Annotated in this window: 35 protein-coding genes and 2 tRNA genes; 14 read left to right on the top strand and 23 right to left on the bottom strand. The window is 69.9% G+C overall.

Annotation, left to right across the window (positions count from 1 at the left end; genetic code table 11):
- Positions 1 to 367 precede the first annotated feature (367 nt).
- Together VB738_RS16245 and VB738_RS16240 are read right to left on the bottom strand one after the other, a co-directional pair.
- Complete coding sequence (locus VB738_RS16245) at positions 368 to 625, bottom strand: phycobilisome linker polypeptide (protein ID WP_323306730.1); 258 nt, start codon at positions 623 to 625, stop codon at positions 368 to 370.
- A 45-nt stretch (positions 626 to 670) separates the two neighbouring features.
- Positions 671 to 1,516 carry a phycobilisome rod-core linker polypeptide gene (locus tag VB738_RS16240; RefSeq protein ID WP_323306729.1) on the bottom strand — a complete coding sequence of 282 codons (846 nt, stop codon included), beginning with the start codon at positions 1,514 to 1,516 and terminating at the stop codon, positions 671 to 673.
- Positions 1,517 to 1,779: 263 nt separating this feature from the next.
- On the opposite strand from VB738_RS16240, the gene VB738_RS16235 reads away from it, so the two are divergent.
- On the top strand, positions 1,780 to 2,208 hold the full coding sequence (locus tag VB738_RS16235) for a hypothetical protein (RefSeq protein WP_323306728.1): 429 nt from the start codon (positions 1,780 to 1,782) through the stop codon (positions 2,206 to 2,208).
- A gap of 16 nt (positions 2,209 to 2,224) precedes the next feature.
- On the opposite strand, the gene VB738_RS16230 is transcribed toward VB738_RS16235, so the two are convergent.
- From VB738_RS16230 to psbB, 12 genes are all read right to left on the bottom strand, one after another.
- Positions 2,225 to 2,818 carry a chromophore lyase CpcT/CpeT gene (locus VB738_RS16230; RefSeq protein WP_323306727.1) on the bottom strand — a complete coding sequence of 198 codons (594 nt, stop codon included), beginning with the start codon at positions 2,816 to 2,818 and terminating at the stop codon, positions 2,225 to 2,227.
- 9 nt (positions 2,819 to 2,827) lie between these two features.
- Complete coding sequence (locus VB738_RS16225) at positions 2,828 to 3,061, bottom strand: hypothetical protein (RefSeq protein WP_323306726.1); 234 nt, start codon at positions 3,059 to 3,061, stop codon at positions 2,828 to 2,830.
- A gap of 31 nt (positions 3,062 to 3,092) precedes the next feature.
- Positions 3,093 to 3,165: transfer RNA gene (locus VB738_RS16220), tRNA-Phe, on the bottom strand.
- Between the two features lie 30 nt (positions 3,166 to 3,195).
- Positions 3,196 to 3,672, bottom strand: a complete 477-nt coding sequence (locus tag VB738_RS16215) for a ComF family protein (RefSeq protein ID WP_323306725.1) — start codon at positions 3,670 to 3,672, stop codon at positions 3,196 to 3,198.
- Positions 3,673 to 3,921: 249 nt separating this feature from the next.
- Positions 3,922 to 4,194 (bottom strand): DUF2470 domain-containing protein, encoded by a 273-nt coding sequence (locus tag VB738_RS16210; protein WP_323306724.1) that lies wholly within the window; start codon positions 4,192 to 4,194, stop codon positions 3,922 to 3,924.
- A 147-nt stretch (positions 4,195 to 4,341) separates the two neighbouring features.
- Entirely contained in the window at positions 4,342 to 5,670 is a 1,329-nt protein-coding gene (locus VB738_RS16205) for an FGGY-family carbohydrate kinase (protein ID WP_323306723.1), read from the bottom strand.
- Positions 5,645 to 6,904, bottom strand: coding sequence for a methionine adenosyltransferase (gene metK, locus VB738_RS16200; protein WP_323306722.1), 1,260 nt, complete (start codon positions 6,902 to 6,904; stop codon positions 5,645 to 5,647). The genes VB738_RS16205 and metK overlap by 26 nt, the downstream gene beginning before the upstream one ends.
- Positions 6,901 to 7,743, bottom strand: coding sequence for an HAD family hydrolase (locus VB738_RS16195; RefSeq protein ID WP_323306721.1), 843 nt, complete (start codon positions 7,741 to 7,743; stop codon positions 6,901 to 6,903). The genes metK and VB738_RS16195 overlap by 4 nt, the downstream gene beginning before the upstream one ends.
- A gap of 22 nt (positions 7,744 to 7,765) precedes the next feature.
- Positions 7,766 to 8,842: a 30S ribosomal protein S1 gene (locus VB738_RS16190; RefSeq protein WP_323306720.1), complete on the bottom strand. Its 1,077-nt coding sequence runs from the start codon at positions 8,840 to 8,842 to the stop codon at positions 7,766 to 7,768.
- A gap of 127 nt (positions 8,843 to 8,969) precedes the next feature.
- Complete coding sequence (gene nrdR, locus VB738_RS16185) at positions 8,970 to 9,455, bottom strand: transcriptional regulator NrdR (RefSeq protein WP_323306719.1); 486 nt, start codon at positions 9,453 to 9,455, stop codon at positions 8,970 to 8,972.
- 134 nt (positions 9,456 to 9,589) lie between these two features.
- A complete protein-coding gene (locus VB738_RS16180) occupies positions 9,590 to 9,685 on the bottom strand; it encodes a photosystem II reaction center protein T (RefSeq protein WP_010314684.1) in 96 nt (31 codons plus the stop codon).
- A gap of 24 nt (positions 9,686 to 9,709) precedes the next feature.
- The gene (gene psbB / locus VB738_RS16175) at positions 9,710 to 11,269 is read right to left on the bottom strand and encodes a photosystem II chlorophyll-binding protein CP47 (RefSeq protein ID WP_323306718.1); all 1,560 of its coding nucleotides are present in this window, start codon (positions 11,267 to 11,269) and stop codon (positions 9,710 to 9,712) included.
- A gap of 192 nt (positions 11,270 to 11,461) precedes the next feature.
- Here psbB and VB738_RS16170 point away from each other — a divergent pair, with 192 nt between their 5' ends.
- Both VB738_RS16170 and psbM read left to right on the top strand, forming a co-directional pair.
- Complete coding sequence (locus VB738_RS16170) at positions 11,462 to 11,944, top strand: 2Fe-2S iron-sulfur cluster-binding protein (protein ID WP_323306717.1); 483 nt, start codon at positions 11,462 to 11,464, stop codon at positions 11,942 to 11,944.
- Positions 11,945 to 11,971: 27 nt separating this feature from the next.
- Positions 11,972 to 12,079, top strand: a complete 108-nt coding sequence (gene psbM / locus VB738_RS16165; protein ID WP_015109223.1) for a photosystem II reaction center protein PsbM — start codon at positions 11,972 to 11,974, stop codon at positions 12,077 to 12,079.
- A 7-nt stretch (positions 12,080 to 12,086) separates the two neighbouring features.
- Here the strand turns inward: psbM and VB738_RS16160 are convergent, their stop codons facing one another.
- Positions 12,087 to 12,938, bottom strand: a complete 852-nt coding sequence (locus VB738_RS16160; protein WP_323306732.1) for a universal stress protein — start codon at positions 12,936 to 12,938, stop codon at positions 12,087 to 12,089.
- A gap of 71 nt (positions 12,939 to 13,009) precedes the next feature.
- Here VB738_RS16160 and VB738_RS16155 point away from each other — a divergent pair, with 71 nt between their 5' ends.
- The 6 genes from VB738_RS16155 (at position 13,010) to VB738_RS16130 (ending at position 17,170) form a co-directional block, all read left to right on the top strand.
- On the top strand, positions 13,010 to 13,474 hold the full coding sequence (locus tag VB738_RS16155) for an acyl-CoA thioesterase (RefSeq protein ID WP_323306716.1): 465 nt from the start codon (positions 13,010 to 13,012) through the stop codon (positions 13,472 to 13,474).
- Positions 13,475 to 13,510: 36 nt separating this feature from the next.
- Positions 13,511 to 14,677 (top strand): DNA-processing protein DprA, encoded by a 1,167-nt coding sequence (locus VB738_RS16150; protein WP_323306715.1) that lies wholly within the window; start codon positions 13,511 to 13,513, stop codon positions 14,675 to 14,677.
- Positions 14,678 to 14,705: 28 nt separating this feature from the next.
- Positions 14,706 to 15,632, top strand: a complete 927-nt coding sequence (gene prmC / locus VB738_RS16145; protein WP_323306714.1) for a peptide chain release factor N(5)-glutamine methyltransferase — start codon at positions 14,706 to 14,708, stop codon at positions 15,630 to 15,632.
- A complete protein-coding gene (locus VB738_RS16140) occupies positions 15,629 to 16,222 on the top strand; it encodes an L-threonylcarbamoyladenylate synthase (protein ID WP_323306713.1) in 594 nt (197 codons plus the stop codon). The genes prmC and VB738_RS16140 overlap by 4 nt, the downstream gene beginning before the upstream one ends.
- Positions 16,222 to 16,374: a hypothetical protein gene (locus tag VB738_RS16135; protein ID WP_323306712.1), complete on the top strand. Its 153-nt coding sequence runs from the start codon at positions 16,222 to 16,224 to the stop codon at positions 16,372 to 16,374. Before VB738_RS16140 ends, VB738_RS16135 begins: the two co-directional genes overlap by 1 nt.
- A 142-nt stretch (positions 16,375 to 16,516) precedes the next feature.
- Positions 16,517 to 17,170 (top strand): TMEM165/GDT1 family protein, encoded by a 654-nt coding sequence (locus tag VB738_RS16130; protein WP_323306711.1) that lies wholly within the window; start codon positions 16,517 to 16,519, stop codon positions 17,168 to 17,170.
- Between the two features lie 6 nt (positions 17,171 to 17,176).
- On the opposite strand, the gene VB738_RS16125 is transcribed toward VB738_RS16130, so the two are convergent.
- From VB738_RS16125 to minD, 5 genes are all read right to left on the bottom strand, one after another.
- Positions 17,177 to 17,512, bottom strand: coding sequence for a hypothetical protein (locus tag VB738_RS16125; protein WP_323306710.1), 336 nt, complete (start codon positions 17,510 to 17,512; stop codon positions 17,177 to 17,179).
- A 60-nt stretch (positions 17,513 to 17,572) separates the two neighbouring features.
- A tRNA-Thr gene (locus VB738_RS16120) sits at positions 17,573 to 17,644 on the bottom strand.
- A 23-nt stretch (positions 17,645 to 17,667) separates the two neighbouring features.
- Positions 17,668 to 17,871, bottom strand: a complete 204-nt coding sequence (locus VB738_RS16115; RefSeq protein WP_323306709.1) for a helix-turn-helix transcriptional regulator — start codon at positions 17,869 to 17,871, stop codon at positions 17,668 to 17,670.
- Positions 17,872 to 17,932: 61 nt separating this feature from the next.
- Positions 17,933 to 18,325 carry a cell division topological specificity factor MinE gene (minE, locus tag VB738_RS16110; protein WP_323306708.1) on the bottom strand — a complete coding sequence of 131 codons (393 nt, stop codon included), beginning with the start codon at positions 18,323 to 18,325 and terminating at the stop codon, positions 17,933 to 17,935.
- A 5-nt stretch (positions 18,326 to 18,330) separates the two neighbouring features.
- On the bottom strand, positions 18,331 to 19,164 hold the full coding sequence (gene minD, locus VB738_RS16105; protein ID WP_416233195.1) for a septum site-determining protein MinD: 834 nt from the start codon (positions 19,162 to 19,164) through the stop codon (positions 18,331 to 18,333).
- Between the two features lie 90 nt (positions 19,165 to 19,254).
- Here minD and VB738_RS16100 point away from each other — a divergent pair, with 90 nt between their 5' ends.
- The 3 genes from VB738_RS16100 to VB738_RS16090 are packed head-to-tail and all read left to right on the top strand — an operon-like array spanning position 19,255 to position 21,456.
- A complete protein-coding gene (locus VB738_RS16100) occupies positions 19,255 to 20,253 on the top strand; it encodes a phospholipase D-like domain-containing protein (protein ID WP_323306706.1) in 999 nt (332 codons plus the stop codon).
- Positions 20,246 to 20,842, top strand: coding sequence for a chromate transporter (locus tag VB738_RS16095; RefSeq protein WP_323306705.1), 597 nt, complete (start codon positions 20,246 to 20,248; stop codon positions 20,840 to 20,842). Before VB738_RS16100 ends, VB738_RS16095 begins: the two co-directional genes overlap by 8 nt.
- On the top strand, positions 20,842 to 21,456 hold the full coding sequence (locus VB738_RS16090) for a chromate transporter (protein WP_323306704.1): 615 nt from the start codon (positions 20,842 to 20,844) through the stop codon (positions 21,454 to 21,456). The genes VB738_RS16095 and VB738_RS16090 overlap by 1 nt, the downstream gene beginning before the upstream one ends.
- Positions 21,457 to 21,463: 7 nt before the next feature.
- Here the strand turns inward: VB738_RS16090 and VB738_RS16085 are convergent, their stop codons facing one another.
- Genes VB738_RS16085 through ctpZ form a run of 3 tightly spaced genes read right to left on the bottom strand, consistent with a single transcriptional unit; the run spans position 21,464 to position 24,736 of the window.
- Positions 21,464 to 22,141 (bottom strand): septum site-determining protein MinC, encoded by a 678-nt coding sequence (locus tag VB738_RS16085; protein ID WP_323306703.1) that lies wholly within the window; start codon positions 22,139 to 22,141, stop codon positions 21,464 to 21,466.
- A 25-nt stretch (positions 22,142 to 22,166) separates the two neighbouring features.
- Positions 22,167 to 23,441, bottom strand: a complete 1,275-nt coding sequence (locus tag VB738_RS16080; RefSeq protein WP_323306702.1) for an HD domain-containing protein — start codon at positions 23,439 to 23,441, stop codon at positions 22,167 to 22,169.
- Positions 23,438 to 24,736: a carboxyl-terminal processing protease CtpZ gene (gene ctpZ, locus VB738_RS16075; RefSeq protein WP_416233194.1), complete on the bottom strand. Its 1,299-nt coding sequence runs from the start codon at positions 24,734 to 24,736 to the stop codon at positions 23,438 to 23,440. Before ctpZ ends, VB738_RS16080 begins: the two co-directional genes overlap by 4 nt.
- Positions 24,737 to 24,786: 50 nt before the next feature.
- Here ctpZ and petB point away from each other — a divergent pair, with 50 nt between their 5' ends.
- Both petB and petD read left to right on the top strand, forming a co-directional pair.
- Positions 24,787 to 25,461, top strand: coding sequence for a cytochrome b6 (gene petB, locus VB738_RS16070; protein WP_015109205.1), 675 nt, complete (start codon positions 24,787 to 24,789; stop codon positions 25,459 to 25,461).
- 57 nt (positions 25,462 to 25,518) lie between these two features.
- Positions 25,519 to 26,001, top strand: coding sequence for a cytochrome b6-f complex subunit IV (petD, locus tag VB738_RS16065; RefSeq protein ID WP_323306701.1), 483 nt, complete (start codon positions 25,519 to 25,521; stop codon positions 25,999 to 26,001).
- Positions 26,002 to 26,438: the final 437 nt, after the last annotated feature.

Raw genomic sequence — 26,438 nt, 5'->3', positions numbered from 1 at the left:
GGATTGGGTGGGTAAGGGGGTCGAGTCTGGAGCGTCAGTCCGGGGGGAGGCCAGGCTGACGTCGACTGCGTCGTTGCTTTCGATGATCGCCTGGCCAGGGCCGGGCATCGCTCCGAAAGACCTACCTATTGTTGGTGACGGCGTCCAATGGATGGGGGTGCCTTAATAAATGGTCACCACCGCCAAGACTCACACGGCTGCAGTGGTTCTGCCCGCCTGGCCGGCCATCGGGGTTCAGCCTGGACGATTCATCCGGCGGATGGGTGTAAGGACTGGCCTCCCGAGCCAATGACTCCGGTGCCCCCGGCCCATGAAAAAGGGCCCCCTTGGCAGGGAGCCCATCAAACCTTTGGACCGAGGAAAGGCCTCAGCCTTCGGCCTTCGCCTTGCCCTTGCGGGGGGCCGGCGCTTGGGAGCCGGTGCCGCCGCCGGTCACGGAGACACTGACGATCTTGCCGCCCATGGCGTGGACCAGACGCATGGTCTCGTTCATGCGGGTGAACGGGACGTTCATGACCATGTCCGCGGTGCGGGAGTAGTCGTTGTTGTTGACGCCGGTGACGGTGAACGCCACCTGGCGGGAACTGTTGAGGCCGGTGCCTCGGGTACCTGCGGAAACCTTCATGGATTCGGAGGGGTAGGGGGGAAAGGCTGAACGGAACGTCCGGGTTCAGTTGACCGGGGTGATGCTGGCGATGCGGCCGCCTTCACGCAGGATCTGCTGCTGGGTCTGCAGCAGCTTGTTGAAGGGAATGAAGCGCACCCGGTTGCTGCGCTTGTGCAGGCGGTAGTTGTTGAAGCCGGAGATCTCGACCCGGAAGGTGCGTCCCTCTTCACCGGCACCGACACCCTGGCGGGTGATGCCGTCGGTGGTGACCTTGCGGAAGACGCTGCCCCTGGCGTTGGGGCTCACCACCGGCATGGGGGCTTCCGCATGCACCGAGGGGTTGAGGCGCGACTGGTTCTTGAGCAGATCGCCCCGCACCGATGCGCCCACGCCCCGGGTCAGCTGCAGCATGTAGGAGAACTGCAGGCCCTGCTGGCCGGAGGAATAGTCCCAGCCGTGCAGGTAGGGAACCACCTCTTCCCCGAAGCGGTTCTGGTATTCGGCGCTGTCGAGGTAGGAGTCGATCTCGGCGTCGTAGCCCTGCTCCTGCAGGATCGTGAAGTGGTGCAGCATCTCGGCTTTGTTCTGGGGAGCCCGGCCAAGGAGATGCTTGAAATTGAGCTCAATGAAGCGGTAGGGGTTGCAGTTCTCGAAGAACTTGGCTTTGTACAGCCCGCTCTTGGCCACCTGGCGGACGAACTCCCGCACGCTCAGGTAGCCGCGCTTGAAGAGGGACTCCGGACCCGTGAGCCGCTCACTGGCCATGACGTACTGATTGCCGAGCACCTGCTTGTAGACGGCGCGGATCAGGGCGGCCTTGTCGTTTTCGGTGGCGTTCGTCCAGTTTTCCTTGTTGCGGTCGCTGGAGAAACGCTCGATGCCCAGATAGGCAGCGTTGGCAAGTGTCATGAGCGTGGGTGCCGGGGGGAGAGGCGTTGGAGAGAAGGTCAGTGGGCAGGGCGCATGGTCAGGGTGCATGGCCACTGCTGATCTGCAGACGCCTTCGAGGACGGCTGCAGGAAACGTCCCGATCATGGGCTGCAAGGCGGATCCTATGGGCCTGTCCGCTCGCCACGACAGGGTTTTCAGAATCGTTACAAACCCCCCGCCGGGCCCACCCCTGGCGGGCCAGCCCCACGCCGATACCATCCGCCCATCATCCCGGTGCCGTCATGGCTTCTGTTGTGTCCCCATCCGAGGACTCCTCCCTCCGGTTGGCCGATCAGCTGCAGGTGTTGTCCCAGGTGGCCGAAGCGCTCACCTACCGCCTGCTGGAGCTCGAGGAACGGCTCGGGGGCCACGAGGATCGCATCGGTGGGCGGCTGGAGGAGGTCGCCGACCTTGAGGCCGCCCATGGGGCCGCCATGGACGAGCGTCTGGGAGACACCGAAGAGCGCCTGGCCAGGATCGAGACGTCCCTGCGGGGTCTGGAGCGCACCGGCATGTCCCGCCATCTCCAGGCGGTGCAGCCGCCGGCGCTGCAGCAGGAGCCCCCGGCCTCCCTGCCGGTGGCGGAAGCCTTCGATCTGGGCCCGGAGGAGGTCGATCCCTTCCTGGATGAGGGGGAGCAGCCCTTCATGGACGAGCTGATCGCCGGCTGAAGGGGCCCCTGGACGTTCAGGTCTCCAGCCAGGCGGCGGGGAGTTCGGCGCGGTAGTCGTCGGTGCGCTCGAACTCGAAGGGGCCGGCCAGGGATCCCCAGAGCTGTTCATGGGTGGCCGGATCGTGGCCCCGGTCGATGGTGCGCATGCCCCGGGAATCGATTTCGAAGCTGCTGACCAGGTAGGCGACGCTCCCCTTGCGCTCCACGAGGCAGCGGCAGCCGGGTTCCACCTCGCCGACGAACCCTTCGCCCACTTCCCGCACCACGTAGGTGCAGCCCTCGAGGGGCAGCAGGTCGGCGTTGCCGATGCTGCGCCGTCGCCCCTCATCCTCGATGGCGCCCCAGAAACGCTGCTCCTCGTGCAGGGCCTGGTTGTGGATGATCAGTTCGCCGTCGCGGCGCTCGGCGCGCAGCACCCGGATTCGGTAGGGCGTGCCGGGTGAGATGGCGTAGGACTGCTCCAGCAGCAGGGAGCCTGGCGCCAGCTGGGGCAGCGGCCGGAACTTGACCAGGATGTGGGCGTAGAGGGGGGGATTGTCAAAGGCCTGGCTCTGATTGCTGAAGCCGCCGCTGAGGAGCTGGAGGAGGCGGGCAAGGGAGCTGCTCATGGGCACCACCTAAAGGTCAAGCAGGCGGATCCGGAAGGCCCCCACCTGGCGAGCCATGGTCGGATCGGCCTCGGCGAAGGGGTGACTCGCCACCCGGCCGAGGATCGCCTCAAGCTTCTCGGCAGTCGAGAGCCCGTGGGAGGGATGCTGTCGACTGTGCTCCTGCCAGGCCTCATCGAACGCCTGCGCGAAGCTGTCGGCGTTGTTGAAGATCTGGCTGGAGGTCGAGGGCTGATGGGGCATGGTGATGGGCTGCAGAGCAGTCCGCACGCAATGCCAGGACCCAGATTTGAACTGGGGACACGGCGATTTTCAGTCGCCTGCTCTACCAACTGAGCTATCCCGGCCCGTCGCCGAAGCGACGATGGGATCTTAGATCACGGCCCGCTGGGGGACCGGTCCGTCCGGGAGCGCCCCCGGGGCGTGCGGGCCAGGCAGAGGAGTCCCACCACCTGCCAGCCGAGGCACTCCAGGGCCGCCGCGGCACTGCAGCCTGTGGCCCCGCTGGTGAGGATGTCGTCGACGACCAGGACCGGCCGGCCCAGGGCCTCGCCGAGTCGGGGCCCGCGTCGACAGTGGAAGGCTCCCTCCTGGTTGGCCAGGCGCAGGCTTCTGCCGAGGTGGTGCTGGCCGAGCACCGGTCGGGAGCGCTCCAGCAGATCGGCCCGGCGGTACCCGAGCTGGCGGACGAGCTGGCGGCAGACCAGCACGGGCAGGGGGTTGCCCTGCCGTTTCCAGCTCGGCACCGGTACCAGCAGCGGACGCTGCCGCCAGCGGGGCAGCCCCTCCGCCAGCACCCGCACCAGGGCGCCCACCCTGGCGGGCTCCGGCCGCTGACGCAGCCCGAGCAGCAAGCGCCGCAGTTCGCCGTCGTAGGACCCGGCCGCCCACCAGAGCAGGGGCTCGTTGCCCCTCAGGGCCCCGGCCGGCAGGGGCAGGCGCTGGCGGCACTCCGGGCAGGCCGCTCCGGAGGCGTTCTGCGGCGGTTGCAGACCACGACACAGGGGGCAGGGGGTGGCCGCGATCCAGTCGAGCGGAAGCCCGCTCAGGCGTGCGAGGAGGGTCAGGGGTCCGGCGTCGCCGGTGGCGGCGCAGTCGCTGCTTCAAGCCTTCCCGGGCAGCGACCGCAGCATGGCCACCAGGGTGCGGTGGGCGTCCTCGCTGTCGGTGAGGGCATGGTCGAAGGGCACGTCCACCCGGGCGCCGTCCACCTCCAGGCGCATCGCCTCGGGCTCCACGGCCACCATCCGGGCCTCCTGGGCCTCGGTGCAGCCGCCGTAGTGGCGGGCGTAGGCCAGAACGGCTTCGGCGTGGTCGTCGTTCATGTGCTTGCAGATGCGGTCGCTCACTGCGGCGGTGATGGGATCGGCGGCCATGGGGTCAGGTCGGTTGGGGGGAATTCTGGGCTCAGGCGCCGGCGAACCGCTGCCAGAGCAGCAGGCCCAGCCGCAGACCGCTGAAGCCCACGTAGCCGGCCAGCACGACGAACAGGGCCATGGCGAGGATCGATTGGAGACGTTCGTTCATGGCCGAGGCGAGGGGGAATCGGACCCCATCCTGGAGCTGGCCCGCGCCAGCAGGGCCATGCCCAGGGCCGCCGTGCGTTTCGGCCGGTTCAGCACCGGGATCCCCAGGGCGCGCGTCCGCAGGGCCCGCCACGGGCTGTTGCGGGCACCGCCGCCGACGCTGATCACCCGAAGCAACTCCGGGGCACCCAGCTCCCGCAGCCGCCGCCAGCCCGCCACCTCGATGGCCGTCAGGCCCTCCAGCAGGGCCTGGAGATAGCGGGCATCACTGGCCGGCCTCGGCTCCAGGATCGGCTCCAGCTTCGGGTCGTCCACCGGGAAGCGCTCGCCCCGGCGGCTCAGGGGCCGCAGGGCCAGCCCCGTGGGGCGGTCCGGCGTGATCTGGCGGCTCAGTTCGGCGACCTGGGCGTCGTCGAAGAAGCGGCGCAGGATGCCGGCGCCGGCGTTGGAGGCTCCCCCCACCAGCCAGCGCCCACCCACCCGGTGGTTGCTCAGGCCCGCCCCGGCGAGGGGGGCGGCCACGAACTGTTTCAGCACCAGGGTGGTGCCCAGCACGGCGATGCCATCGCCCGCTTCCGGATCGGCGGCCAGCACCGCCGCATTGGCATCGGTGCTGCCGGCCACCACCTGGCAGTCAGCCGGCAGGCCCAGGCAGGCCGCCGCCGCCGGAGCCAGCCGGCCGAGGCGGCTGCCGCTGCTGCGGATCTCCGGCAGCACAGCGGCTCCCAGGCCCTCGGCCACCCCCGCGAGCCAGCGGTCCTGCGGCAGGTCCCAGCCCAGTCGCACGTTGTTGCCCTCCTCGCCCCAGCGCCAGTCGTCCAGCAGCCAGCCCATCAGCCAGTCGGCCTGGTGGCGCAGGAGCAGGTCTTGAGTGAGGCCAGCTTCGCGGGCCTGGTCCAGCAGGCGCAGGGCCCTGGCCAGGCTGCCGCTGCTGCTGGCGGCGGGATGGGCGGCCCAGGCCCCGGCTTCCGTGGCCAGCAGGGTGGCGATGGCCCCGGTCTGCTCCGGACAGGCCTGGTGGTAGGGAAGGGCGTCCGCCAGGGGCGGCGGCAGCAGGCGGCCTCCTGGACCGCAGGCCAGGAGGGTGCCGGAGGTGCCATCGATGGCGACGGCCCCCACCCGCCGGCGGACCTCCTCGGGCACGGTGGCCAGCAGATCGATCAACCCCTGCCGCCAGGCCTCTGGATCCTCGAAGCGGCCCGGGTAGGGGGACTGGCGATCCAGAACGGGGCTGGCGGGGTCCCCGCCAGGAGTGCCCGCGTCGGCCAGAACGGCCAGGCGCAGGCCGCTGCTGCCGAGATCAACCCCCAGATACAGCGCTGACACGGCTCGCCGTGGCCTGCTTCAGGGTGGCGGCGATGGTGGTCACGTCCTCCCAGGGGAGGTCGAGATCCTTGCGGCCGAAGTGGCCGTAGGCGGCAACGTCCTGGTAGAAGCGTCCGCCCCGCCGCTGGGGAAGTTCGCGCAGGCCGAAGGCTTCGATGATGGCGCCGGGGCGCAGGTCGAAGTGCTCCTGCACGAGAGCGGTGAGGTCGGCGTTGCTGAGGGCGCCGGTGCCGAAGCTCTCCACCAGGATGCTCACGGGCCGGGCCACGCCGATGGCGTAGCTGAGTTGCACCTCGGCCTTGTGGGCCAGGCCGGAGGCCACCAGGGCCTTGGCCACGTAGCGGGCCGCGTAGGCCGCCGAGCGGTCCACCTTGGTGGGGTCCTTGCCGGAGAAGGCGCCACCGCCATGACGGGCATAGCCGCCGTAGGTGTCGACGATGATCTTGCGGCCCGTCAGCCCCGCGTCACCCTGGGGGCCGCCCACCACGAACTTGCCGGTGGGGTTGACGTAGAAGCGGGTGCCTTCCTCGGAGGGTTTGAGGGGCAGATCGGCCGTGGCGGGCAGCACCACGTGGGACCACAGGTCCTCCTTGATGCGCTGCTGCACCGCCTTCTCGTCGCTGATGCCCTCCACTTCGGCGGTGTGCTGGGTGGAGATGAGGATCGTGTCGATCGCCACCGGGCGGTCGTTCTCGTACACCACGCTCACCTGGGTCTTGCCGTCGGGGAGGAGGTAGCCGAGGCTGCCGTCATGGCGCACCTGGGCCAGGCGCAGGGCCAGCCGGTGGGCCAGGCTGATCGGCAGCGGCATCAGCTCGGGAGTCTCGTCGCAGGCGTAGCCGAACATGATGCCCTGGTCGCCGGCGCCGACCTTGTCGAGGGGGTCGCCGTCGTGGTCATCGGCCTCATCCACACCCTGGGCGATGTCCGGCGACTGCTGGTCGAGGGCGATCAGCACCGCGCAGCTGCGGGCATCGAAGCCGCCGGCGCGGGCGCCGCTGTAGCCGATCTGCTCGATCACACCCCGCACCAGGGTGTTGAAGTCGACGCGGGCGTTGGTGGTGACTTCGCCAGTGATCAGGCACAGACCCGTGTTCACCACGGTCTCGCAGGCCACCCGGCTGGAGGGGTCCTGGGCCAGCAGCGCGTCGAGCACGGCGTCGCTCACCTGGTCGCAGATCTTGTCGGGGTGGCCTTCCGTCACCGATTCCGAGGTGAAGACGAAACGGCTCATAGGGGGATGGGATCGGTCGATGGCTGAGAGCTTATTCCCACCGGTTCTCCGCCCCCTGCGATCACGGCAAGCTCCCGCCAGTGGTCCAGCTGCAGGAAGGAGCCATCCAGCGCCACCGGCCGCCGCCAGCCCGCCCGGTAGCCCAATACCACCGGCACACCGGCGGCCCGCGCCATGCGCAGGTCGCTGTTGGCGTCGCCGATCAGGGCACAGCTCTCCACCGCCACGCCCAGTTCCTGGCAGAGGCCGTGGACGGCGGCGGGGTCGGGCTTGCGGGGCAGATGCTCGGCGCTCCAGTTGGCCTGAAAGAAGGATGTCAGACCGTGGGCCGCAAGAAACGCCCTGATGCCCTCCACATGGTCGTTGCTGATCACGGCGCAGCGCACCCCCGCCTGGCTGAGGGCCTCCAGCAGGGGCCGCAGGCCGGGGGTGGGGGCCGGACGCTGGGCACTCCCCTGGCCATGGAGGCCATCGGTGCGCGTGAACACCGCCTCGGCCATGGCCAGGGCTTCGGGCCAGCCAAGGCCCACCTGGGCCAGGGCGGTGGCGGTGGCCAGCAGGTTCTGGTCGCGGCTCCCCACGGCCATCGTGCCGGCCGGGTGGATCCCGTCGGCGGAAAGGCCATAGGCACGATGCAGCAGGCCACCCAGGTCGTGGTGGCGCTCCGGGTCGGACGCGGCGAGGCCGGCCAGGGCCAGACAGTGAAAGACCCTGGCCTGGGCCAGGGCCACGAGCATCGGTTCGCTGTGGCTCATGGTGCCGTCCTTGTCGAACAGCACCGCCTCCAGGGGGCGATCCCCGCAGGGCAGCGGGGTGCCCCGCAGGGAAAGATGAACCATCGTCAGCGGATCCGAGGCGACCTCATTCGAGGGAGACACCCATCGGCTCGTTGTCCTCGGCCTGCTCGAGCAGCATCTGCTTGTAGCGGGCCGCCATCTCCTCAGCCTTGTCGAACACCTTCTGGGGATCGCTGAGCATGTCGCCCGGTTCGGGCTCGAGGGCCTTGGTGGACAGGGAGATCCGGCCCCGTTCGGCGTCGAGATCGATGATCATCACCTTCATCTGATCGTTGACGTTGAGCACGGTGTGGGGGGTCTCGATGTGCTCGTGGCTGATCTCGGAGATGTGCAGCAGGCCGCTGACACCGCCGATGTCGATGAAGGCGCCGTAGGGCTTGATGCCCCGGACGGTGCCCAGCACCACTTCGCCCACTTCAAGGCGATTCATCTTGCGTTCCACCAAGGCGCGGCGATGGCTGAGCACCAGGCGGTTGCGCTCCTCGTCCACCTCCAGGAACTTGAGGGGGAGGAAGTCGGCCACGAGTTCCTCCTTGGCCTTGCGGGTGCTGATGTGGCTGCCGGGGATGAAGCCCCGCAGGCCCTCCACCCGCACCAGGGCGCCGCCGCGGTTGGTGGCGAACACCTCGCTGTAGATGGTGGCGTCCTCCTTCTGCAGCTGGCGCACCCGCTCCCAGGCGCGCTGGTATTCGATGCGACGCACCGAAAGGGTGAGCTGGCCGTCCTCGTTCTCCTCGCTGAGGATGAAGAATTCGCGCACCTCACCGGGCTCGAGCACGTCGGAGAGATGCTCGACGCGGTTGATCGAGACCTCCTGCAGAGGCATGAAGGCGGCGGTCTTGGCGCCGATGTCGATCATGGCGCCCTTGGATTCCAGGGCAAAGACAGTGCCGTTGACGACGTCGCCCGGCTTGAAGTTGTAGTCGTACTTGCTGAGCAGGGCTGCGAACTCGTCCAGCGTGAAGCCCACACCGTCGCCATCCCGCGCGCTCACCCGGCTGCTGGAGTCGTCGGCGCTGGGCACCTCTTCCGGGATCGCCAGATCGAGATCGGCTGTGGCCTCGATGTCGGCGGCCTCCTCGCTGCTCATTGGCGTGAGCGCCTCGAGGGTGTCGGCTTCGGAAGAAGGAGTGAGGGTCATGGAGCTGGGGCGGTCTGCCGGCGGCAGTGCGAAGGAACGGGATGGCTGCCCGCCTGCAGCGCACACCCGATCAATCACTCTATCAATGGATCGGCAGGCCGATCGGCTCGCACGCCTGGGGCCGGGTTCAGCCCACCACCACCAGCCGGTTCTTGGCCTTGCCGCGGCTGCCCAGCCCTTCGAGGGTGGCCACGAAATCGCTGACGCTCTGGAACTGGCGATACACGGAGGCGAAGCGCACGTAGGCCACCTCGCTCATCTCCCGCAGGCGCTGGAGCACCAGCTCACCGATCTCGTTGCTGCTCACCTCCCGGCCGACCCGTTGCTGCAGGGCCAGTTCGATGTCGTCGACGACGGCTTCGAGCCGCGCCGGTTCCAGGCCCGTCTTCTCGCAGGCCCGCAGCAGACCGTGCAGCAGTTTGCTGCGGTTGAAGGTTTCACGGCTGCCGTTGCGCTTGACCACGGTGATCGGAACGGTCTCGACCCGCTCGTAGGTGGTGAAGCGGAAATCACAGTTGAGACACTCCCGCCGCCGCCGCACGCTGCGCCCGGAATCGGCGGCCCTTGATTCCAGAACGCGGCTATCGGTGTGTTGGCAGGAGGGACATTGCATCCCCGGGCACGCGTCCAAGTGTTCGGAGTGTAAACAGCTACGCGCACAAAGAGAAGGGGTTGCCTCCCGGTTGGGGGGTCGAAGCATGAAAAAACCCCCGGTTTCCCGGGGGCCGCATCAATCAGGAAGGCTGGTCACTTGCCGATTTTCGGGGGGTCGCGGAAGGCGATCGCGAAAAACAGCGTGGAAATGGCCAGGGCCAGGATCAGGATGTAGGCGAAGCTCTCCATGGGAATCCTCGGGGGGACTGGCGGTCAGCTGAGGGTGGAACCGGCCGGGGGCACGTAGCCCTCGGGCAGGCGCCGGGTGGAACGGTCGCCCAGTTTGGCGAACAGACCGAACTCCACCTGCTCACCGAGATCGGGATCGATGCCGGCGAAGACATCACGGTAGAGGGTGCGGGCACCATGCCAGATGTGGCCGAAGAAGAAGAGCAGGGCGAAGCAGGCGTGGCCGAAGGTGAACCAGCCGCGGGGGGAACTGCGGAAGGTGCCGTCGGAGTGGTAGGTCTCACGGTCGAACTCGAAGGCCTCGCCGAGCTGGGCCTTGCGGGCGAGCCGCTTGACATCCGCCGGATCGGTGAAGGTCTGACCGTTGAGGGCACCGCCGTAGACGGTGGCCGTCACACCCTGCTGCTCGAAGGAGTACTTGGCCTCGGCCCGACGGAACGGGATGTCGGCGCGGACGACACCCTGCTCGTCCTGGAGAACCACTGGGAAGTTCTCGAAGAAGTTGGGCAGACGACGGACTTCGAGGTCGTGGCCTTCCTTGTCGGTGAAGGCGATGTGGCCGATCCAGGAGGTGGGCAGGCCGTCCCCGTTGATCATCGGGCCGACGCGGAAAAGACCACCCTTGGCGGGGCTGTTGCCGACGTAGTCGTAGAAGGCGAGCTTCTCGGGAATGGCCGCGAAGGCCTCTTCCTTGGTGGCGCCGTTGTCGATGGCGGTCTGGACGCGACGGTTGATCTCCGTCTTGAAGTAGCCCTGATCCCACTGGTAGCGGGTGGGGCCGAACAGTTCAACCGGCGTGGCGGCCGAGCCGTACCACATGGTTCCGGCCACGATGAAGGCCGCAAAGAACACCGCGGCGATGGCGCTGGCCAGGACCGTCTCGATGTTGCCCATGCGGAGGGCCTTGTAGAGGCGCTCCGGTGGACGGGTGGTGATGTGGAAGATGCCGGCGATGATGCCGACGATGCCGGCGGCGATGTGGTGCGCCACGATCCCGCCCGGGTTGAAGGGGTTGAAGCCCTCCGGTCCCCAGGCGGGCTGCACCGGTTCAAGGTGGCCCGTGAGGCTGTAGGGATCGGAGATCCACATCCCCGGCCCGAAGACACCGGTGAGGTGGAAGGCGCCGAAGCCGAAGCAGCCGAGACCGGCCAGGAGCAGGTGGATGCCGAAGATCTTGGGCAGGTCGAGAGCTGGCTCCCCGGAACGGGGGTCCTGCCAGATCTCGAGGTCCCAGTAGGTCCAGTGCCAGATGGCGGCCAGGAAAAGCAGGCCACTGAAAATGATGTGGGCGGCGGCTACGCCCTCGAAGCTCCAGAAGCCGGGGTCGACGCCGGTTTCACCGGTGACGCTCCAGCCGCCCCAGCTGCCCGTCACGCCCAGGCGGGCCATGAAGGGCATGACGAACATGCCCTGGCGCCACATGGGGTTGAGGACCGGGTCGGAGGGGTCGAAGATCGCGAGCTCGTAGAGCGCCATGGAGCCGGCCCAGCCGGCTACCAGGGCGGTGTGCATGAGGTGCACGGCCAGCAGTCGGCCCGGGTCGTTGATGACGACCGTGTGCACCCGGTACCAGGGCAATCCCATTGGGGGGTCAGGTCTGGGTTGACAGTTGCCGAAGCCGGTCGCCGGGGCGATGGCGGCTAAGGAGACGCTCGGTGATTACCGATCCGTGCTGGCGATGGTAAGGGTTGCGGGCAACGGCACGGGGCCCAGGTAACGGACCGCAACGGCGCGCCTCACAATGGGAACCGTCCTGTTCCCCCAGAGGCTTCCGCCATGCCCGTGATCCGGTTCGTGCGTGAGCAGCGTGACGTCGAGTGCTATCCGGGTGAGAACCTCCGCGAGGTCGCCCTGCGCGAAGGCATCGAGCTGTACGGCCTCAAGGGCCGGCTGGGTAACTGCGGGGGCTGCGGCCAGTGCATCACCTGCTTCGTGGAGGTGGTGGAGGGCGGGGCGGCCAACGCCCTGACGGAACAGACGGCGGTGGAGCAGCTCAAGCTCAGGCGGCGCCCCCAGAGCTGGCGGCTGGCCTGTCAGGCCCTGGTGCAGAAATCGGTGATGGTGCTCACCAGGCCCCAGGTGGGACTCGCGGATCGGGAGGGCGACCTGGCCCGGGCCCGGACCCAGCCGCTGCCGGAGGGCCCCACCGCCTGGCCCGTCCCCCCCGATGCCGAGGAGCCGGAGGCGGAGGACGGCACGGCGCCCGACCCATCCGCAACGAGCGATGAAGGGGGTGTCCTTCCCGCCGATGGGCGGTGATACCTTCTCAGAACCTCTCCAGCAGTCATGGAAACCAACGACCTCGGCTTCGTTGCCAGCCTCCTGTTCGTTCTGGTTCCCGCCGTTTTTCTGATCATTCTCTACATCCAGACCAACAGCCGCCAGGGCGGCTGAGTCGGCCTCAGCGCGCCCGCCCCTCCGGCTCCCGCACCAGCAGCACCGGAGCCGGGGCGTGCACCCGGATGTAGTCGCTGATCGAGCTGCCCAGCAGCTTGTCGAGATCCACCAGGGCCCGGGCCACGAGCGGCCGGCGGTCCTGGGAGGCGATCACCACCAGGTCCGCCTTCGCCTCTTCGGCGGCGGCGCACACCCCCCGGGCGATGTCGCCCGTGCGATGCAGACCCTTCATCTCCACCCCGAAGCTGCGGGCCCGCTGGATGGCCTTCTGCAGCACGTCGTCGCCGGGGGTGCGTCCCCCGCGTGAGGGGGTGATGTCCTGGCGGGACACGTGCACGCCGGTGAGGCTGCCGCCGGGGATGCCCTGCACCAGCTCGCAGGCCAGCCGCAGGGCGTCATCGCCGACCCCGGTGCCGTCGATGGCCACCAGGACCCGGTTGATGGCCTTCACGTAGAGGTCGTCCCGGACCAGCAGCATGGGCCGTGTGGAGAGCTGGAAGACGTATTGGCTGGCGCTGTTGCCCAGGATCGACTGAAGCCGGCCCAGGCCCCGTGACCCCATCACGATCAGGTCGGCCTCCAGCTCGTCGGCCACGTTCAGCACGGTCAGCTTGGCGTCGCCCTCCCGCACCAGGGTGTTGACCTCGCCGGGGCTGAGACCGAGACGTTCGATGGCCTCCTTGATCAGCACCTCGGCCTGCTGGCGGTGGCTCTCCAGATCCAGACCCCCCTGCTCGGGAATGACGTGCAGCAGATTGATCCGGGCCTGACGGCAGGGAGGGATGTCGCGCAGGATGCGGACCATCTCCTCCACATGACCCTTGCCGGAATCGGCGATCAGCAGGTTGCGGAACACGGACGTCAAAGAGGCTCTGGATCAGCCTATGGCTGAACCTCTGTCCGCAGTCCCCCGTGGTGAAGACCGTGATGCAGCGCTCCGAGGCGGGCTGGTGGTGCCTGAACCGGCGGGTGCTGCCCCAGCACACCGACCACGCCGGGGTGATGTGGCACGGCGCCTATCTGGCCTGGTTGGAGGAGGCCCGGGTCGAGGCCCTGGCCCGGGCCGGACTCCACTACAGCGATCTCTCGGCCCGTGGGCTGGAGCTGCCGGTGGTGGGCCTGCGCATCGATTACCGCCAGGCCCTGCTCCACGGTGAGGCGGTCGCGATCCACAGCCGGGTGCTGCCGCGGGAGGGCGTGAAGCTCCCCTGGCACAGCCGCTTCCTGCGCCCGGACGGGGGGCTGGCGGCCGAGGCCTGCGTCGACCTCGTGCTGGTGGATCTCTCCGGGGGCCCCTCGCAGCGCCGGCTGCAGCGGCGGCTGCCGCCGGACCTGGAGCAGGCCCTGGCCATCCTGCGGGCAGGACCACCCGATACCGACATCCGGCCATAGTACACTTGTACTGATGTTCAGGCGCCGGCGCGGGCCATGGGGGATCTGGTGCAGGGGGCGTTCCCCCGCAGGGCGGCTCCGACCTGGGGTCGGGAGCAGCGTCTGTGGTGGCTGCTCTGGAGCCGCTGCCCTGGCCTCGGCTGGCAGCGCCTGCGGGCCCTCGAGGCCAGCTGTGGTGGGCTCGCCGCCGCCTGGGGGGTCTCCGCCGCCGAGCTGGCGGCGGTGCCGGGCTTGGGATCGGGCCTGGTGGCGTCGGTGGAGCGCTTCCGCCGCCGCTGGGGGCCCCGGCCCCTGGAGGTCTTCGCGACCCGGTGCCGCTTCGGTCGTGGCGTGCTCGTCCCTGGCGACCGGGGCTGGCCAGGGGGGCTGTGGGCGCTGAAGCGGCCGCCCCTGCAGCTGTGCTGGCAGGGGCGGGGCAGCCTTTGGCCCCACCTGGGCCAACGGCGCTCGGTGGCGGTGGTGGGCACCCGGCGTCCGTCCCTGCACGGGCTCTCGATGGCCCAGGCCATCGGGGCGGCCCTGGCCGAGGCGGGCTGGCCCGTTGTGAGCGGTCTGGCGGAGGGGATCGATGGCGCCGCCCATCAGGGGTGTCTGGCGGCCGGAGGGGCGCCCGTGGGGGTGCTGGGCACACCGTTGGGTCGCGCCTATCCCCTCCATCACGCGCTGCTGCAGCGCCGGGTGGCCCGTCAGGGTCTGCTGGTGAGCGAGCAGGTCGAGGGGGCCGCCGTGCGTCCCGGCAGCTTCGCCGCCCGCAACCGCCTGCTGGTGGCCATGGCGGCCGCGGTGGTGGTGGTGGAGTGCCCGGTGGTCAGCGGGGCGCTGCATTCGGCCGAGCTGGCCTGGCAGCTGGAGCTGCCCCTCTGGGTGGTGCCCGCCGATGCCGGCCGGGCCTCCGCCCTGGGCAGCAACCGTCTGATGGCCAGGGGGGCCACGCCCCTGCTCCTCCCCGCCGACCTGATCGACCAGCTGGGTCCCGGTCCCCTGGCCCGCCGTGGTTCCGGGCCGGCGCCGCCGGGGGATGCGGCGGCCGCCGGGGACATGGCCGCCGAGGGGTTGCTGGCGGCGGTGGGCGGTGGCGCCAGCCTCGAGCAGCTGAGCCTGGCGCTCGATCGCCCCATGGCCGAGCTGATGCCCCGGCTGCTGGAGCTGGAGCTGGCCGGGCGGCTGCGGGCCGAGGCGGGCCTCTGCTGGCGTCCCTGCTGAGGCCGTCGCCCCTGATTAGGCTCCCCCCATGGTTTCCCCGGCCCCGATCCCAGCCCTCCCGGTGCCCGGGTCCGAGGTCCTGACGCTGACGGGCTCGGAGCTGCTGGAGTGGCGACGCCGCCTGCTGGCCCAGGGCGGCGCCGCCGCCGACCTCGACTGGCTGCTGGATCTGGGCGGCGGGCTGCGCTGGAGTCAGCTGCAGTCACTCTGGTGTCACCCCCAGGCCACCATCCGGCTCGATCGCCCGCTGGAGGCGCTCGAAGCTCTCTGGCGCCGCCACCGCCGCAGCCACGAGCCGCTGCAGTACCTGGTGGGCCGTTGCCCCTGGCGCGACCTGGAGCTGCCGGTGGCCCCCGGGGTGCTGATCCCCCGGCAGGAAACGGAGCTGCTGGTGGATCTGGCCCTGCAGCTGCGGCGGCCGGCCCCACCCATCTCCCGCTGGGCCGACCTGGGCACGGGCTCCGGCTGTCTGGCCATCGCCCTGGCCCGCAGCCTTCCCACCAGCCGGGGCTTCGCCGTCGAGGCCAGCGCCGAGGCCCTGGCCCAGGCCGGCGCCAACCTCACCCGCTGGGATCTTGAGCGCAGGGTCACCCTGCTGGCGGGCGACTGGTGGCAGCCGTTGCAGCCCTGGTGGGGCCAGCTGGATCTGGTGGTGAGCAATCCGCCTTACATCCCCAGCGCCACCCTGGCCGGGCTGGAGCCGGTGGTGCGCGACCACGAACCTCACCTGGCTCTCGACGGCGGCCCCGACGGGCTGACGGCCCTCCGTTCGATCGTGGCCGGGGCTCTGCAGGCCCTCGCCCCTGGAGGCCTTCTCCTGCTGGAGCACCACCACGATCAGAGCGGCGCCGTCGCCGCGTTGCTGCGCGCCGCCGGTCTGGAGCGCCCCGGGGTGCACGCCGACCTGGAGGGCCGGGGCCGGTTCGCCAGCGCCTGGAGGCCAGGCGCCCGATGAACGAACCCGCCCATCTGGCCAGGTGCCTGGCGGCCGGGGAGGCTGTCCTGTTCCCCACCGACACCCTGCCGGCCCTGGCCTGTCGGCCAGAAACGGCCGGCCTGCTCTGGCGCCTCAAGCAGCGGCCCGCCGACAAGCCCCTGATCCTGATGGGGGCCGACCTGCCCCAGCTGATCGCGGTCCTTGCGGTGCCCTGGCAGGCGGCCTGGCTGGAGCAGGCCCGGCGCAGCTGGCCCGGGGCCGTCACCCTGGTGCTGCCGATCACCGGAGCCCTCACCGACCATCTTCACCCCGGTGGCACCAGCCTCGGCCTGCGCGTGCCGGCCTGCGAGCGGGCCCGGGAGCTGCTGCGCCTCAGCGGCCCCCTGGCCACCACCAGCGCCAACCGTTCCGGCCAGCCTGCAGCCACCACGGCGGCGGAGGCCGCCCGCCAGTTTCCGGGGCTGGCCCTGCTGGAGCCCCTGCCCTGGCCCCCGGGGTCGGGTCAGGCCAGCACCGTCCTGGCCTGGCGAGGGGAGGAGCGCCGCGACGATCCCTGGGCGGTGCTGCGCTCCGGGGCCACGCCGGCGGCGGGCGCGGGAGGGGCCTGATGTTGCCGCTCCTGCTGGTGGTGCTCCTCGGGGTGTCCCTCAGCCACTGGCTGCTGGTGCCCCTGGTGCATCTGGCCACCCCCATCTTCGGTCTGGACTGGCTGGGCTGGCTGCTGCTGGCTCTCGGTCTCTGGCTGTTCGCCGGCGCCTGATGGCCCGCCGCTGTCGCGCCCCCCGCCAAGTGGCCGCCCGGGGCCGGCCGGCACCTAGCCTCCCCAGCGATGCTCCCGGCACCGCCCTTGCCCGCGGCCGGACCCGTTGTCCAGCGCCGATGGAGGCGTGCCCGACGCCCCCATGACCCTTCCCCCCGCCGGTGACCCCGGCCTGGCCGCCTTCGGCTCCAGCCTCACGGCGATCACCCTGGCCGAGCTGGGCGACAAGACCTTTTTCATGGCCCTGATCCTGGCGGCCCGCCACCGCCCCCGCTGGGTGTTCCTGGGGGCCTTCGCTGCCCTCAGCCTGGTCACCCTGCTCTCTCTGGGCATGGGGTACGGCCTCAGGGAGTGGCTGCCCCAGGCCGTCGTCCCCTGGCTGGCGGCGGTGCTGTTCCTGGGCTTCGGCGTGAAGCTCCTGGTCGATGCCTCCCGCCTCCCGGCCGACGCGGCCACGGAGGAGGCCCACGAGGCGGAAGCGGCCATCGACGCGGCCGAGAGCGACGGCAGCGTCCGAGGGCCGGGCGCCGTGATCTGGGAGGCCTTCGTGCTGGTGTTCCTGGCCGAGCTCGGGGATCGCACCCAGTTCGCCACCATCTTCCTGGCGGCGGCCCCCGCCTTCACCTTCGCCGGCCTGCTGGCCGGCACGCTCCTGGGCCATGCCCTGGTCACCTGGCTGGCTGTGGGCGCGGGCCAGTGGATCGGTGGCCGGATCAGCGAGAAGGTTCTGTATCGCCTCAGCGGCGGCCTCTTCCTGGCCTTCGGTCTCCTGTCGATCCGCCAGGCGATCGGCTGAGGCCCCTCAGCGGGAGGTGGGGGGCTGCAGGTCCCAGCGGAACAGGCCCCGCAGGGTGGGTCGCTGGAAGGGGCCCTCCTCCATGGTCGGGGTGAAATCCACCCGTTCGTTGACGGGAACCGTCAGGGGGCGCTCCGGTGGACCGACGGCCGGGAGGGTTTTGGCCCCGGCCGCTGGCGAGGGCCCGCCGGGATCCCCGTAGCGGGTGCGGATGCCGGGACGGCCCAGGATCTCGGCACCGGATCGGGCCGGCGGCAGCGGCGGTGGCGGGCCTGGTGGGACCTGGGCCAAGGCCCCTGCCAGGCTGATGAGCCCTCCCGCCAGCCAGGTGTGGCACGCCATGGCCTCCCGTGCGCTGTGCTGGGCCGATGGTAAGGGCGGTGGCGGCGCCCATCCCAGGCAAGCCGGCTAACGGATTTGAACCGATGGCCTTCGCTTTACAAAAGCGCTGCTCTACCACTGAGCTAAGCCGGCATGGGCCTTTGGCCCGGCCCAGCCTATCCCTGGGCCAGGGCCCAGAGCAGCAGCTGGGTGCGGCTGTGGCAGCCGGTCTTGGCCAGCAGGTGGGAGACGTGGCTCTCCACCGTGCGCGGACTCAGCACCAGCTGGGCGGCGATGTGGCGGTTGCTGTCGCCCCGGCGCAGCAGGTCGAGAACCCGCTGTTCCGCCGGGGTGATCGCCACCGGGAACGCTTCGGCCAAGGCCCGCCATCGCTGCACTGCCTGCAGGATTCCCGCCGGCGGTCGCCCGGACCGGGCCGCCTCAGTCCGGATCGGCGGGAGAGGGCTCCTCGGTCGGTTCGCTGGCCTGGGGAACGGCCAGCTCCTGCGGGGCTTCGGGGTTGGGGGCCTGGGCCATGCCCACGGCGGCGGCCGCCGCCACCAGGGCCGGCAGGGGCCGGGCCCGCTTGATCGGCAGGTTGGCCACCAGGGCGGTGACCCGGTCCTCGGTCTCCAGGCTCACGTCCCCTTCCTCCAGGTCGATCTCCACGTAGCGCTGCACCACCTCGAGGATCTCGCGGCGCATCTGCTCGAGCAGCTCGGGGTTGAGATCGCTGCGGTCGTGGGCCAGCACCAGCTGCAGCCGCTCCTTGGCCATGGTCCCACTGGGTTTCTGGCGCCCCAGCAACCGTTGGAGGAAATCGAACAGGGTCATGGTGCTCAGAAGAGACCGGTGGTTTTGCGGATCTTGTTCATCAGCCGGGCGCGCAGGCCCCTGCGGGCCTTGGAGGGATCCTCCAGGGGAACGTCCTCGCCCCGCAGGCGCCGGGCGATGTTCTGGTAGGCCTTCGCGGCGGGGGATCCGTTGCCGTTGAGGGTGAGCGGTTCCCCCCGGTTGGTGGACACGATCACCTGCTCGTCCTCCACCACCAGGCCCACCAGGGGCAGGGCCAGGATGTCGGTCACGTCATCGACGCCCAGCATCTCCTGGCTGGCCATCATGCGGGGCCGCACCCGGTTGAGCACCAGCTGCACCGGTGCCACGCCCCGGGTGTTGAGAAGGCCGATCACCCGGTCGGCATCCCGCACGGCCGAGACTTCCGGCGTGGTGATTACTATCGCCTCACGGGCCGCGGCGGCGGCGTTCTTGAAGCCGTCCTCGATCCCCGCCGGGCAATCGATCAGCACGTAGTCGGCCCGCTCCGCCACCATGGCCACGATGCGCTGCATGTCCTCGGGGGTGAGCCACTCGAGCATCCGGGGATTGCCGGCGGGCAGCAGGGCGAGATTCGGTTCCTGCTTGTGCTTCACCAGGGCCTGCTCCAGCCGGCAGGTTTCGGCCAGCACCTCCTGGGCCGTATAGACGATGCGGTTCTCCAGGCCGAGCAGCAGATCGAGGTTGCGCAGGCCGAAATCGGCATCGAGCACCACGGTGCGCTCCCCCAGCCGGGCCAGGGCGATCCCCAGGTTGGCGGTGAGCGTCGTCTTGCCGACGCCCCCCTTGCCGGAGCAGATGAGAATGATGCGGGCGGGTGCTGACGTCACGGCGTCCACGGGCGTCGCGGCAGGCTAATCCCACCCGGCGGAACGGCTGTGCCAAGGCCCTGAACTGCCGCTAGAAAGGCCCATCCCCTCCACCTTGCGATGACCACTGCCCCCCACCGGCCCCAGCGGCTGCTGGTGATGCCCGACGATGGTGTGGATGCGGTGGTCGCGCTGATCGAGACCGCCAGTGAGCAGCTGCTGCTCAAGCAGTTCAAGCTGCAGTCGGTGGCGGTGGAGGAGGCCTTGCGGCGGGCCCGCGAGCGGGGGGTGGAGGTGCGGGTCATGCTCAACCCCCACACCTCCGGCGGCGACCGCTGGAACGATGAGGCCTTCGCCCGCCTCCAGGGCTGGGGCATTGAGACCGCCTGGACCAGCGAGGCCTTCCCGGTGACCCACGAGAAATCAATGGTGGTCGACCGCCACACCGCCCTGGTGGCTACCTTCAACCTGTCTGACAAGTATTTCACCGAGACTCGCGACTACGGGGTGCTCACCTACAACCCGGCCGTGGTGGCCCAGGTGACCGCCGGTTTCGAGGCTGACTGGCAGCGCGTCTTCTTTCAGCCCGATCTGGGGGTGGGGCTGGTGTGGAGCAGCGCCCACAGCCGCGGTCAGATGGCTCGCATCGTCGATGCCGCCACCCGCACGCTCTGGATCCAGCACCCCAAGTTCGTCGATGCGGTGATCCTCGAGCGGATCATCAGCGCCCGGGAACGGGGGGTGAAGGTACGGGTGTTGTGCGGCGGCAAGCACGGCATCAGCGACTGGGACATCTACGACACCTTCTCCTCGCTGCGGGTGATGCAGCGCTTCGGCGTCAAGGTGCGCAGGCAGCAGCGGCCCAAGCTGCACGCGAAGCTGATCCTGGTGGATGGGGCCTTTGCCCAGACCGGCTCGATGAACATCGACCGCAGCGCCTTCGATCTGCGTCGCGAACTGGGCATCGAGAGCGATGCCCCCGAAGTGGTGGCGCGGCTGCGGCAGATGTTCGAGACCGACTGGGAGAACGCCGAGAAGTACAACGCCCCCGATCCCCTCGACCCCAAGTATCACGAGGAAGGGGAATTGCCTCCGGATCCCCATTTCGTCCATGACTGAGTCCCCCGCCCCCGCCCCGCCGGCTGCTCCCCCCGGGCTGGGGCAGCTGTTCACCGGCATGCTGATGGTGGCCCTGTCCGCCTTCGGCGGCGGCCTCTCGGCCTGGAGCCAGCGAATCATCGTCGAGCAGCGCCGCTGGATGAGCAACGAGGAGTTCCTCACCGGACTCACCGTGGCCCGGCTCTTCCCCGGTCCGAACCAGATCAACATGGCCGTCTACGTCGGCACCTTCTTCCGCGGCCTGCCCGGGGCCCTGGCGGCGCTGGCCGGCATGCTGCTGGTCCCCTTCACCCTGCTGATGGGGATCGGGCTGCTGTATTTCCAGTTCCACACTCTGCCCGCCCTCGATCGGGTGCTGGCGGGGGTGGTGGCGGCGGCGGCGGGGATGGCCCTGTCGATGGGCTTCAAGATCCTTGATGAGTACTGGAAGGATCCGGTGGCCCTGCTGCTGGCGGCGGTCACCTTCGTGCTGATGACGTTCTTCCATGTCCGCCTGGTACCCGTGGTGATGGTGGCCGGCCCCCTGGCGATGGCCTGGTACTGGCCGCGGCCGTCCCGTTCCAGGCCCCCGGCCCGGGAGCCACGCTGATGCCGCTGCTTCTGCTCACGGCCGCCGCTGAGGCGGCCAGCTGCGCCCCCATGCGGCTGAACGATCTCGGCCACCTGTTGCAGGTGATGGGCACCTTTCTCGGCCTTTCCCTGTTCTCCCTGGGGGGCGGCAACACCCTGCTGACCGAGTACCACCACCTCAGCGTCGTCCAGTACTGCTGGCTGCGGCCCTCCCAGTTCGCCGACATCTACGCCCTGGCCGAGGCGGCCCCCGGCCCGAGTTCCATGATCGTGGGGCTGCTCGGCATGGGGGCCGGCTGGCCCGAGGGCCCCGGCTGGGCCCTGCTGAGTGCCTACGGCGCCGAGATCGCCATCCTGCTGCCGTCCACCCTGCTGATGGCGGTGGCCTGCCTGAGCTGGAACCGGCTGCGGCAGTCCCCCTGGCGGGTGGCCTTCGAGCGGGGCCTGGGCCCCATCACCCTCGGCATCCTGTTCGCCGTGGGGGTCAAGATCCTCCAGACCGCCGACACCAATGCCCCCGGGGTGGTGGTGTCCCTGCTGGTCTGTGTGCTGATGCTGCGCACCCGGATCTCGCCGCTGTGGTTCATGGCGGTGGCCGGCGGGCTTGGAGCCTTTGGCCTGATCAACCGCTGATCTCCTCTCAACCGCTGAAGTCCGGCGCCGCCGGATCGATCCTGATCTCCCCGTCCACCAGCTGGGCCCGCTCGGCCAGCCCGGGCGGTGGCAGGCCCTCGGGTCCCCGGGCCACCACATCGGCGATGCGCAGTTGCAGGGGTCGCAGCTGCAGGGCCACGATGCGCGCCTCCCGGTTTCCGGTGACACCGGCATGGGCGACGCCCCGCAGCCGCCCCCACACCAGCACGTTGCCGGCGGCGCTGATCCGGGCGCCGGGGTTCACATCCCCCAGCAGCAGCACCGAACCCTCCCCCTGCAGATGGTCGCCGGCGCGCAGGGTGCCGCGGTGAACGAGCAGATCGGGCGCCGGTGCCCCCGCTGCCGCGGCGGGTGGCGCCGGCCGCGACGGCCCCGGATCGGTGTCGAGGCCAAGGGCGGCGGCGGCCACCAGGGTTTCCGGCCGGTGGCTGGCGACGCGCACCAGCTCCAGCTGCAGGGCAGCCAGCAGCTCCTGCAGCTGGCGCAGGTCCGGCAGCCGCAGCAGCCAGCGACCCGCCTCCAGCACCACGGGGCCTGGCGGCGGCAGGCTGCTGCCGAGGACGTAGCGCACCTCCTCAAGGGCACTGGCGGACCCCTCCTGGGCCGGCAACCGCAGCAGGTGGGGCTGCTGGCCATCGATCGCCTGGATCAGTGCGGCTGCCACGACGATGCCCTGCGGTGCAGCGAACCTAGAGGTCCCGCCGGCCAGCGTCGTCCTGCCGCCGCACCGCCAGGGCCGCCCGCAGCGCGTCGCTGACCCGGGCCGGATGGATCAGCCAGGCCATGTCGACCGTCTGGCACAGGCTGGCCACCAGCGGCGAGCGCTGCTCGAGGGCCTGCAGCCGCTGGCCGTCCCAGAGCCGCAGGCCCCCGGAGTAGGGGTGATAACCCCGGCTCTGACGCTGCTCCAGGGCGCAGCAGCCTTCCGCCACCAGCCCAGCGCGTTCGCAGAGCCCCCGCGCCACCGCCAGCAGTTCGATCCGGCCGGCCGGGGAGAGGTCGCTGACGTCGGTGGCCTTGGGCAGGCGCCGCTCCAGCAGCCGCCCGCAGGGATCGGCCAGCTCCTCGGGACCCTCCTCCCGCCAGCGCACCAGGTGGTAGCCCGTGCGGATGTCGTCGTTGGCCAGGTAGCTGTCCAGATCGAGATGGTCCCGGTCCCAGAGCCAGCGGGCCATGGTGGCGTCCGCCCAGACCAGGTCAGGGCCGAGCCTGCGGGCCACGCTGATCACCCGATTGAGCAGCCAGTTGCAGACGATGTTGAGCCGGTGGTTGTAGACGCTCCGGTACATCAGATGGCGCACCACCAGGTAGTGCTCCACCGCCATCAGGCCGCGGGGGTGGAGGGCCAGATCCCCGTCGGGCGCCAGGGTGAGGCTGGCGAGGATCCGCTCCAGATCCAGCTGGCCGTAGCGGGTGCCGGTGCTGTAGCTGTCGCGCAGCAGGTAGTCGAGCCGGTCGCAGTCAAGCTGGCTGCTCACCAGCGCCTTGATGGCCCGGCTCGGGTGACGGCCGTGCTCCAGCAGGTCGGCCACCAGGGCGGCCCGGCCCGGGGCCCCGTCATCGAGGCGGTCCCGCAGGGCGGGATGGTCGCGGATCAGCCGCCCCGACCAGGTCTCATGCCGCAGGCCGAACATCTCCTCGCCGGAGTGGCTGAGGGGCCCGTGGCCCACGTCGTGCAGCAGCGCGGCGGCATAGAGCACGTCCCGGTGCCGGGCCAGGGAGGGATCGAGCCGCTCCAGCTGCTGCAGGGCCAGCCGCGCCACCGCCAGCACCCCGAGGGAATGGGTGAAGCGGCTGGATTCCGCCCCGTGGAAGGTGAGGAAGGCGGGCCCCAGTTGGCGGATGCGACGCAGCCGCTGGAAGGGAGCGGTGTCGATCAGGTCGATCGCCAGGGACTCGGCCGGGTCCTGGCGATCCAGGCGGATCGCCCCATGGAGCGGATCGTGGTAAGTGCGCTGGCTCATGGGGCCGGAGCCGAGAGACCGGCGACCAGCAGCCCGGCCGCGTCCTGCAGCCAGGTGTCCTGCTCCCCATCGGGCTCCAGCGGCTCCGGCTCGGGCAGCCGCACGTCCGGCTCAATGCCCTGGTTCTGGATGTCGCGACCGCTGGGGGTGAGGTAGCGGGCCACGGTCACCGCCAGGCCGCTGCCGTCACTCAGGCTGATCAGAGTCTGGATCAGCCCCTTGCCGAAGGTGCGGCTGCCGGCCAGGCGCGAGCGGCCGCTGTCCTGAAGCGCCCCGGCGAGGATCTCGCTGGCGCTGGCCGTGCCGGCGTTCACCAGGGTGAGCATGGGGCCGCCATAGAGCTGGCCGGCAGCCGCCTGCTGCCGGTCGGCGATGCCGCCCCTGTCCTGGGTCTCCACGATCGGATCCCCGTCGAGCAGCCCGTCGGCCACGGCAAGCCCGGCGGCCACCAGACCCCCCGAGTTGTTGCGCAGATCCAGAATCAGCCCCTCGATCGGCCCGCTGCCACCAGGGGCGGTCAGGGCGGCCAGGGCAGAGCGCACCTGCTGGGGCACCGGCTCGCTGAACTGGGTGATCCGCAGATAACCGAGGCTGTGGCCCTCGCTGATCAGGCGGTGGCTGCGCACCGGCTGCAGATCCACCTCGCGGCGATCCAGCAGCACCTCGCTCTCCTGTCCCGACGGCGTGCGCAGGGCCACGAGCACGTCGCTGCCGGCGGGTCCCCGCAGGTGGGCGGCGGTGCCCTCCAGCCCCAGTTCCTCGGCCGGTGTGCCGTTCACCCGCAGGATCTCGGTGCCGGAGACGATCCCGGCGTCGGCGGCGGGGGAGGCGTCGAGGGGGGCGATCACCACGATCCGCTGGTCTCCCGCCCGCCGGCCCAGTTGCAGGCCCACACCCGTCACCCGCCCCTTGGTGCTGGAGCGCAGCGTGGTGAACTCCTCCGGTCGCAGCATCCGGGTGTAGGGGTCGTCGATGGGGGCCAGCATCGCCTCGATCGCCTCGTACGCCTGCAGCGAGCTGCTGATCGGCTGCTCCAGGGTCTTCTGGCGCAGGCGCCGCCACTGCACCGCCTCCAGCTGCGCCGGATCGACGTAGCTCTGGTTCACCAGTCGCCAGGCCTCCACCACCAGCTGCTGGGCATCGTTGAGCGCCAGCGCCGCTGAGGGCATGCCGAGCGGCAGGCACAACAGCAGGCACAGCCCTGTCCCCACCAGGAGCTGGAGGGGCGCCAGGCGGCTCAGCAGCCCTGTTGCAAACCATTGAGCCGGCAGGGAGCGGCGGGCCGGGTCTCTCACGGGGGGGTCAGAACGATCGGTAGACTCTCGCAACCCAAGCCCCACGCTGCATGGCGAACTCGTCCACCGGCGCCAAGTCGTCCCCGATCTATGACTGGTTCGAGGAGCGCCTGGAGATCCAGGCCATTGCCGACGATATCTCCGCCAAGTACGTCCCCCCCCACGTCAATATCTTCTATTGCCTGGGCGGCATCACCCTGGTGTGCTTTCTGATCCAGTTCGCCACCGGGTTCGCGATGACCTTCTACTACAAGCCCACGGTGGTGGAGGCCTACAGCTCGGTCCAGTACCTGATGACCGACGTCAGCTTCGGCTGGCTGATCCGCTCGGTCCATCGCTGGAGCGCCAGCATGATGGTGCTGATGCTGATCCTGCACGTTTTCCGGGTGTATCTCACCGGCGGCTTCAAGCGTCCCCGTGAGCTCACCTGGGTCACCGGCGTCACCATGGCCGTGATCACCGTCTCGTTCGGCGTCACCGGCTACTCCCTCCCCTGGGACCAGGTCGGCTACTGGGCCGTCAAGATCGTCAGTGGCGTGCCTGCCGCCGTGCCCGTTGTCGGCGACTTCATGGTTGAGCTGCTCCGCGGTGGCGAGAGCGTCGGCCAGTCCACCCTGACCCGCTTCTATAGCCTCCACACCTTCGTTCTGCCCTGGTTGCTGGCGGTGTTCATGCTGATCCACTTCCTGATGATCCGTAAGCAGGGCATCTCCGGCCCGCTCTGAACCCCGTTCTTCCCCTTAGCCTTCCCCTACTGGTCACCAGCGCTCCGAGCTCTCCCCATGCACATCCTCAAGAAGCCTGACCTCACCGATCCCAAGCTGCGGGCCAAGCTGGCCAAGGGCATGGGCCACAACTACTACGGTGAGCCGGCCTGGCCCAACGACCTCCTCTACATCTTCCCGGTGGTGATCCTCGGGACGATCGCCTGCCTCGTCGGCCTGGCCGTTCTGGATCCGGCGATGCTGGGTGATCGGGCCGATCCCTTCGCCACGCCGCTGGAGATCCTGCCCGAGTGGTACCTCTACCCGGTGTTCCAGATCCTTCGGGTCGTCCCCAACAAGCTGCTGGGCATCGCCCTGCAGACCATGATCCCCCTGGGCCTGATGCTCATCCCGTTCATCGAGAGCTTCAACAAATTCCAGAACCCGTTCCGCCGCCCGGTGGCCATGGGCGCTTTCCTGTTCGGCACCTTCTTCACCATCTACCTGGGCATCGGCGCCTGCCTTCCGATCGACAAGTCCCTCACCCTGGGTCTGTTCTGAGTCGTCGGTCAGCTTTTCCTCCCAACCCATCCCCCCAAGCCGCGAACCATCGCGGCTTTTTTCTGTCCATTGGTGGGAGTTCCCGTGCGCCTGGCCCCCGTTTCCCCTTGGGCCTGAGTCGTCCACAGCGCTAGGGATGGATCTTCGGAGGTCATGAGGTTCAAGAGCAGGCCACTGCAACTGGCGGAAGGGCTACAGGGGACGTCACCGGCCCACCTAAGGGCTCCCGCACGGTGCTCGATCGCAGCAGCGTTCGCTTGGAAGCCCTCCGACGTCACGGGTGGCGTCGCTCTGGCGGCCAGGCAGCCCTGCAACCCAGTCTGGCCGGTTGATCAGCCCAGCCCCCGGTCCAGACCGCAGCGCCGACCAAGACCGTTCTGGCGGGACCACGTGGCTTTTCAGGGTTGTTCTGATCTGGAGCTGGTGGGCTGCCCCCA

This window comes from Cyanobium gracile UHCC 0139, from assembly GCF_034931325.1.
GTDB classification, from domain to species: domain Bacteria; phylum Cyanobacteriota; class Cyanobacteriia; order PCC-6307; family Cyanobiaceae; genus Cyanobium; species Cyanobium gracile_B.
This window is presented reverse-complemented; position numbering and strand designations above follow the sequence as displayed.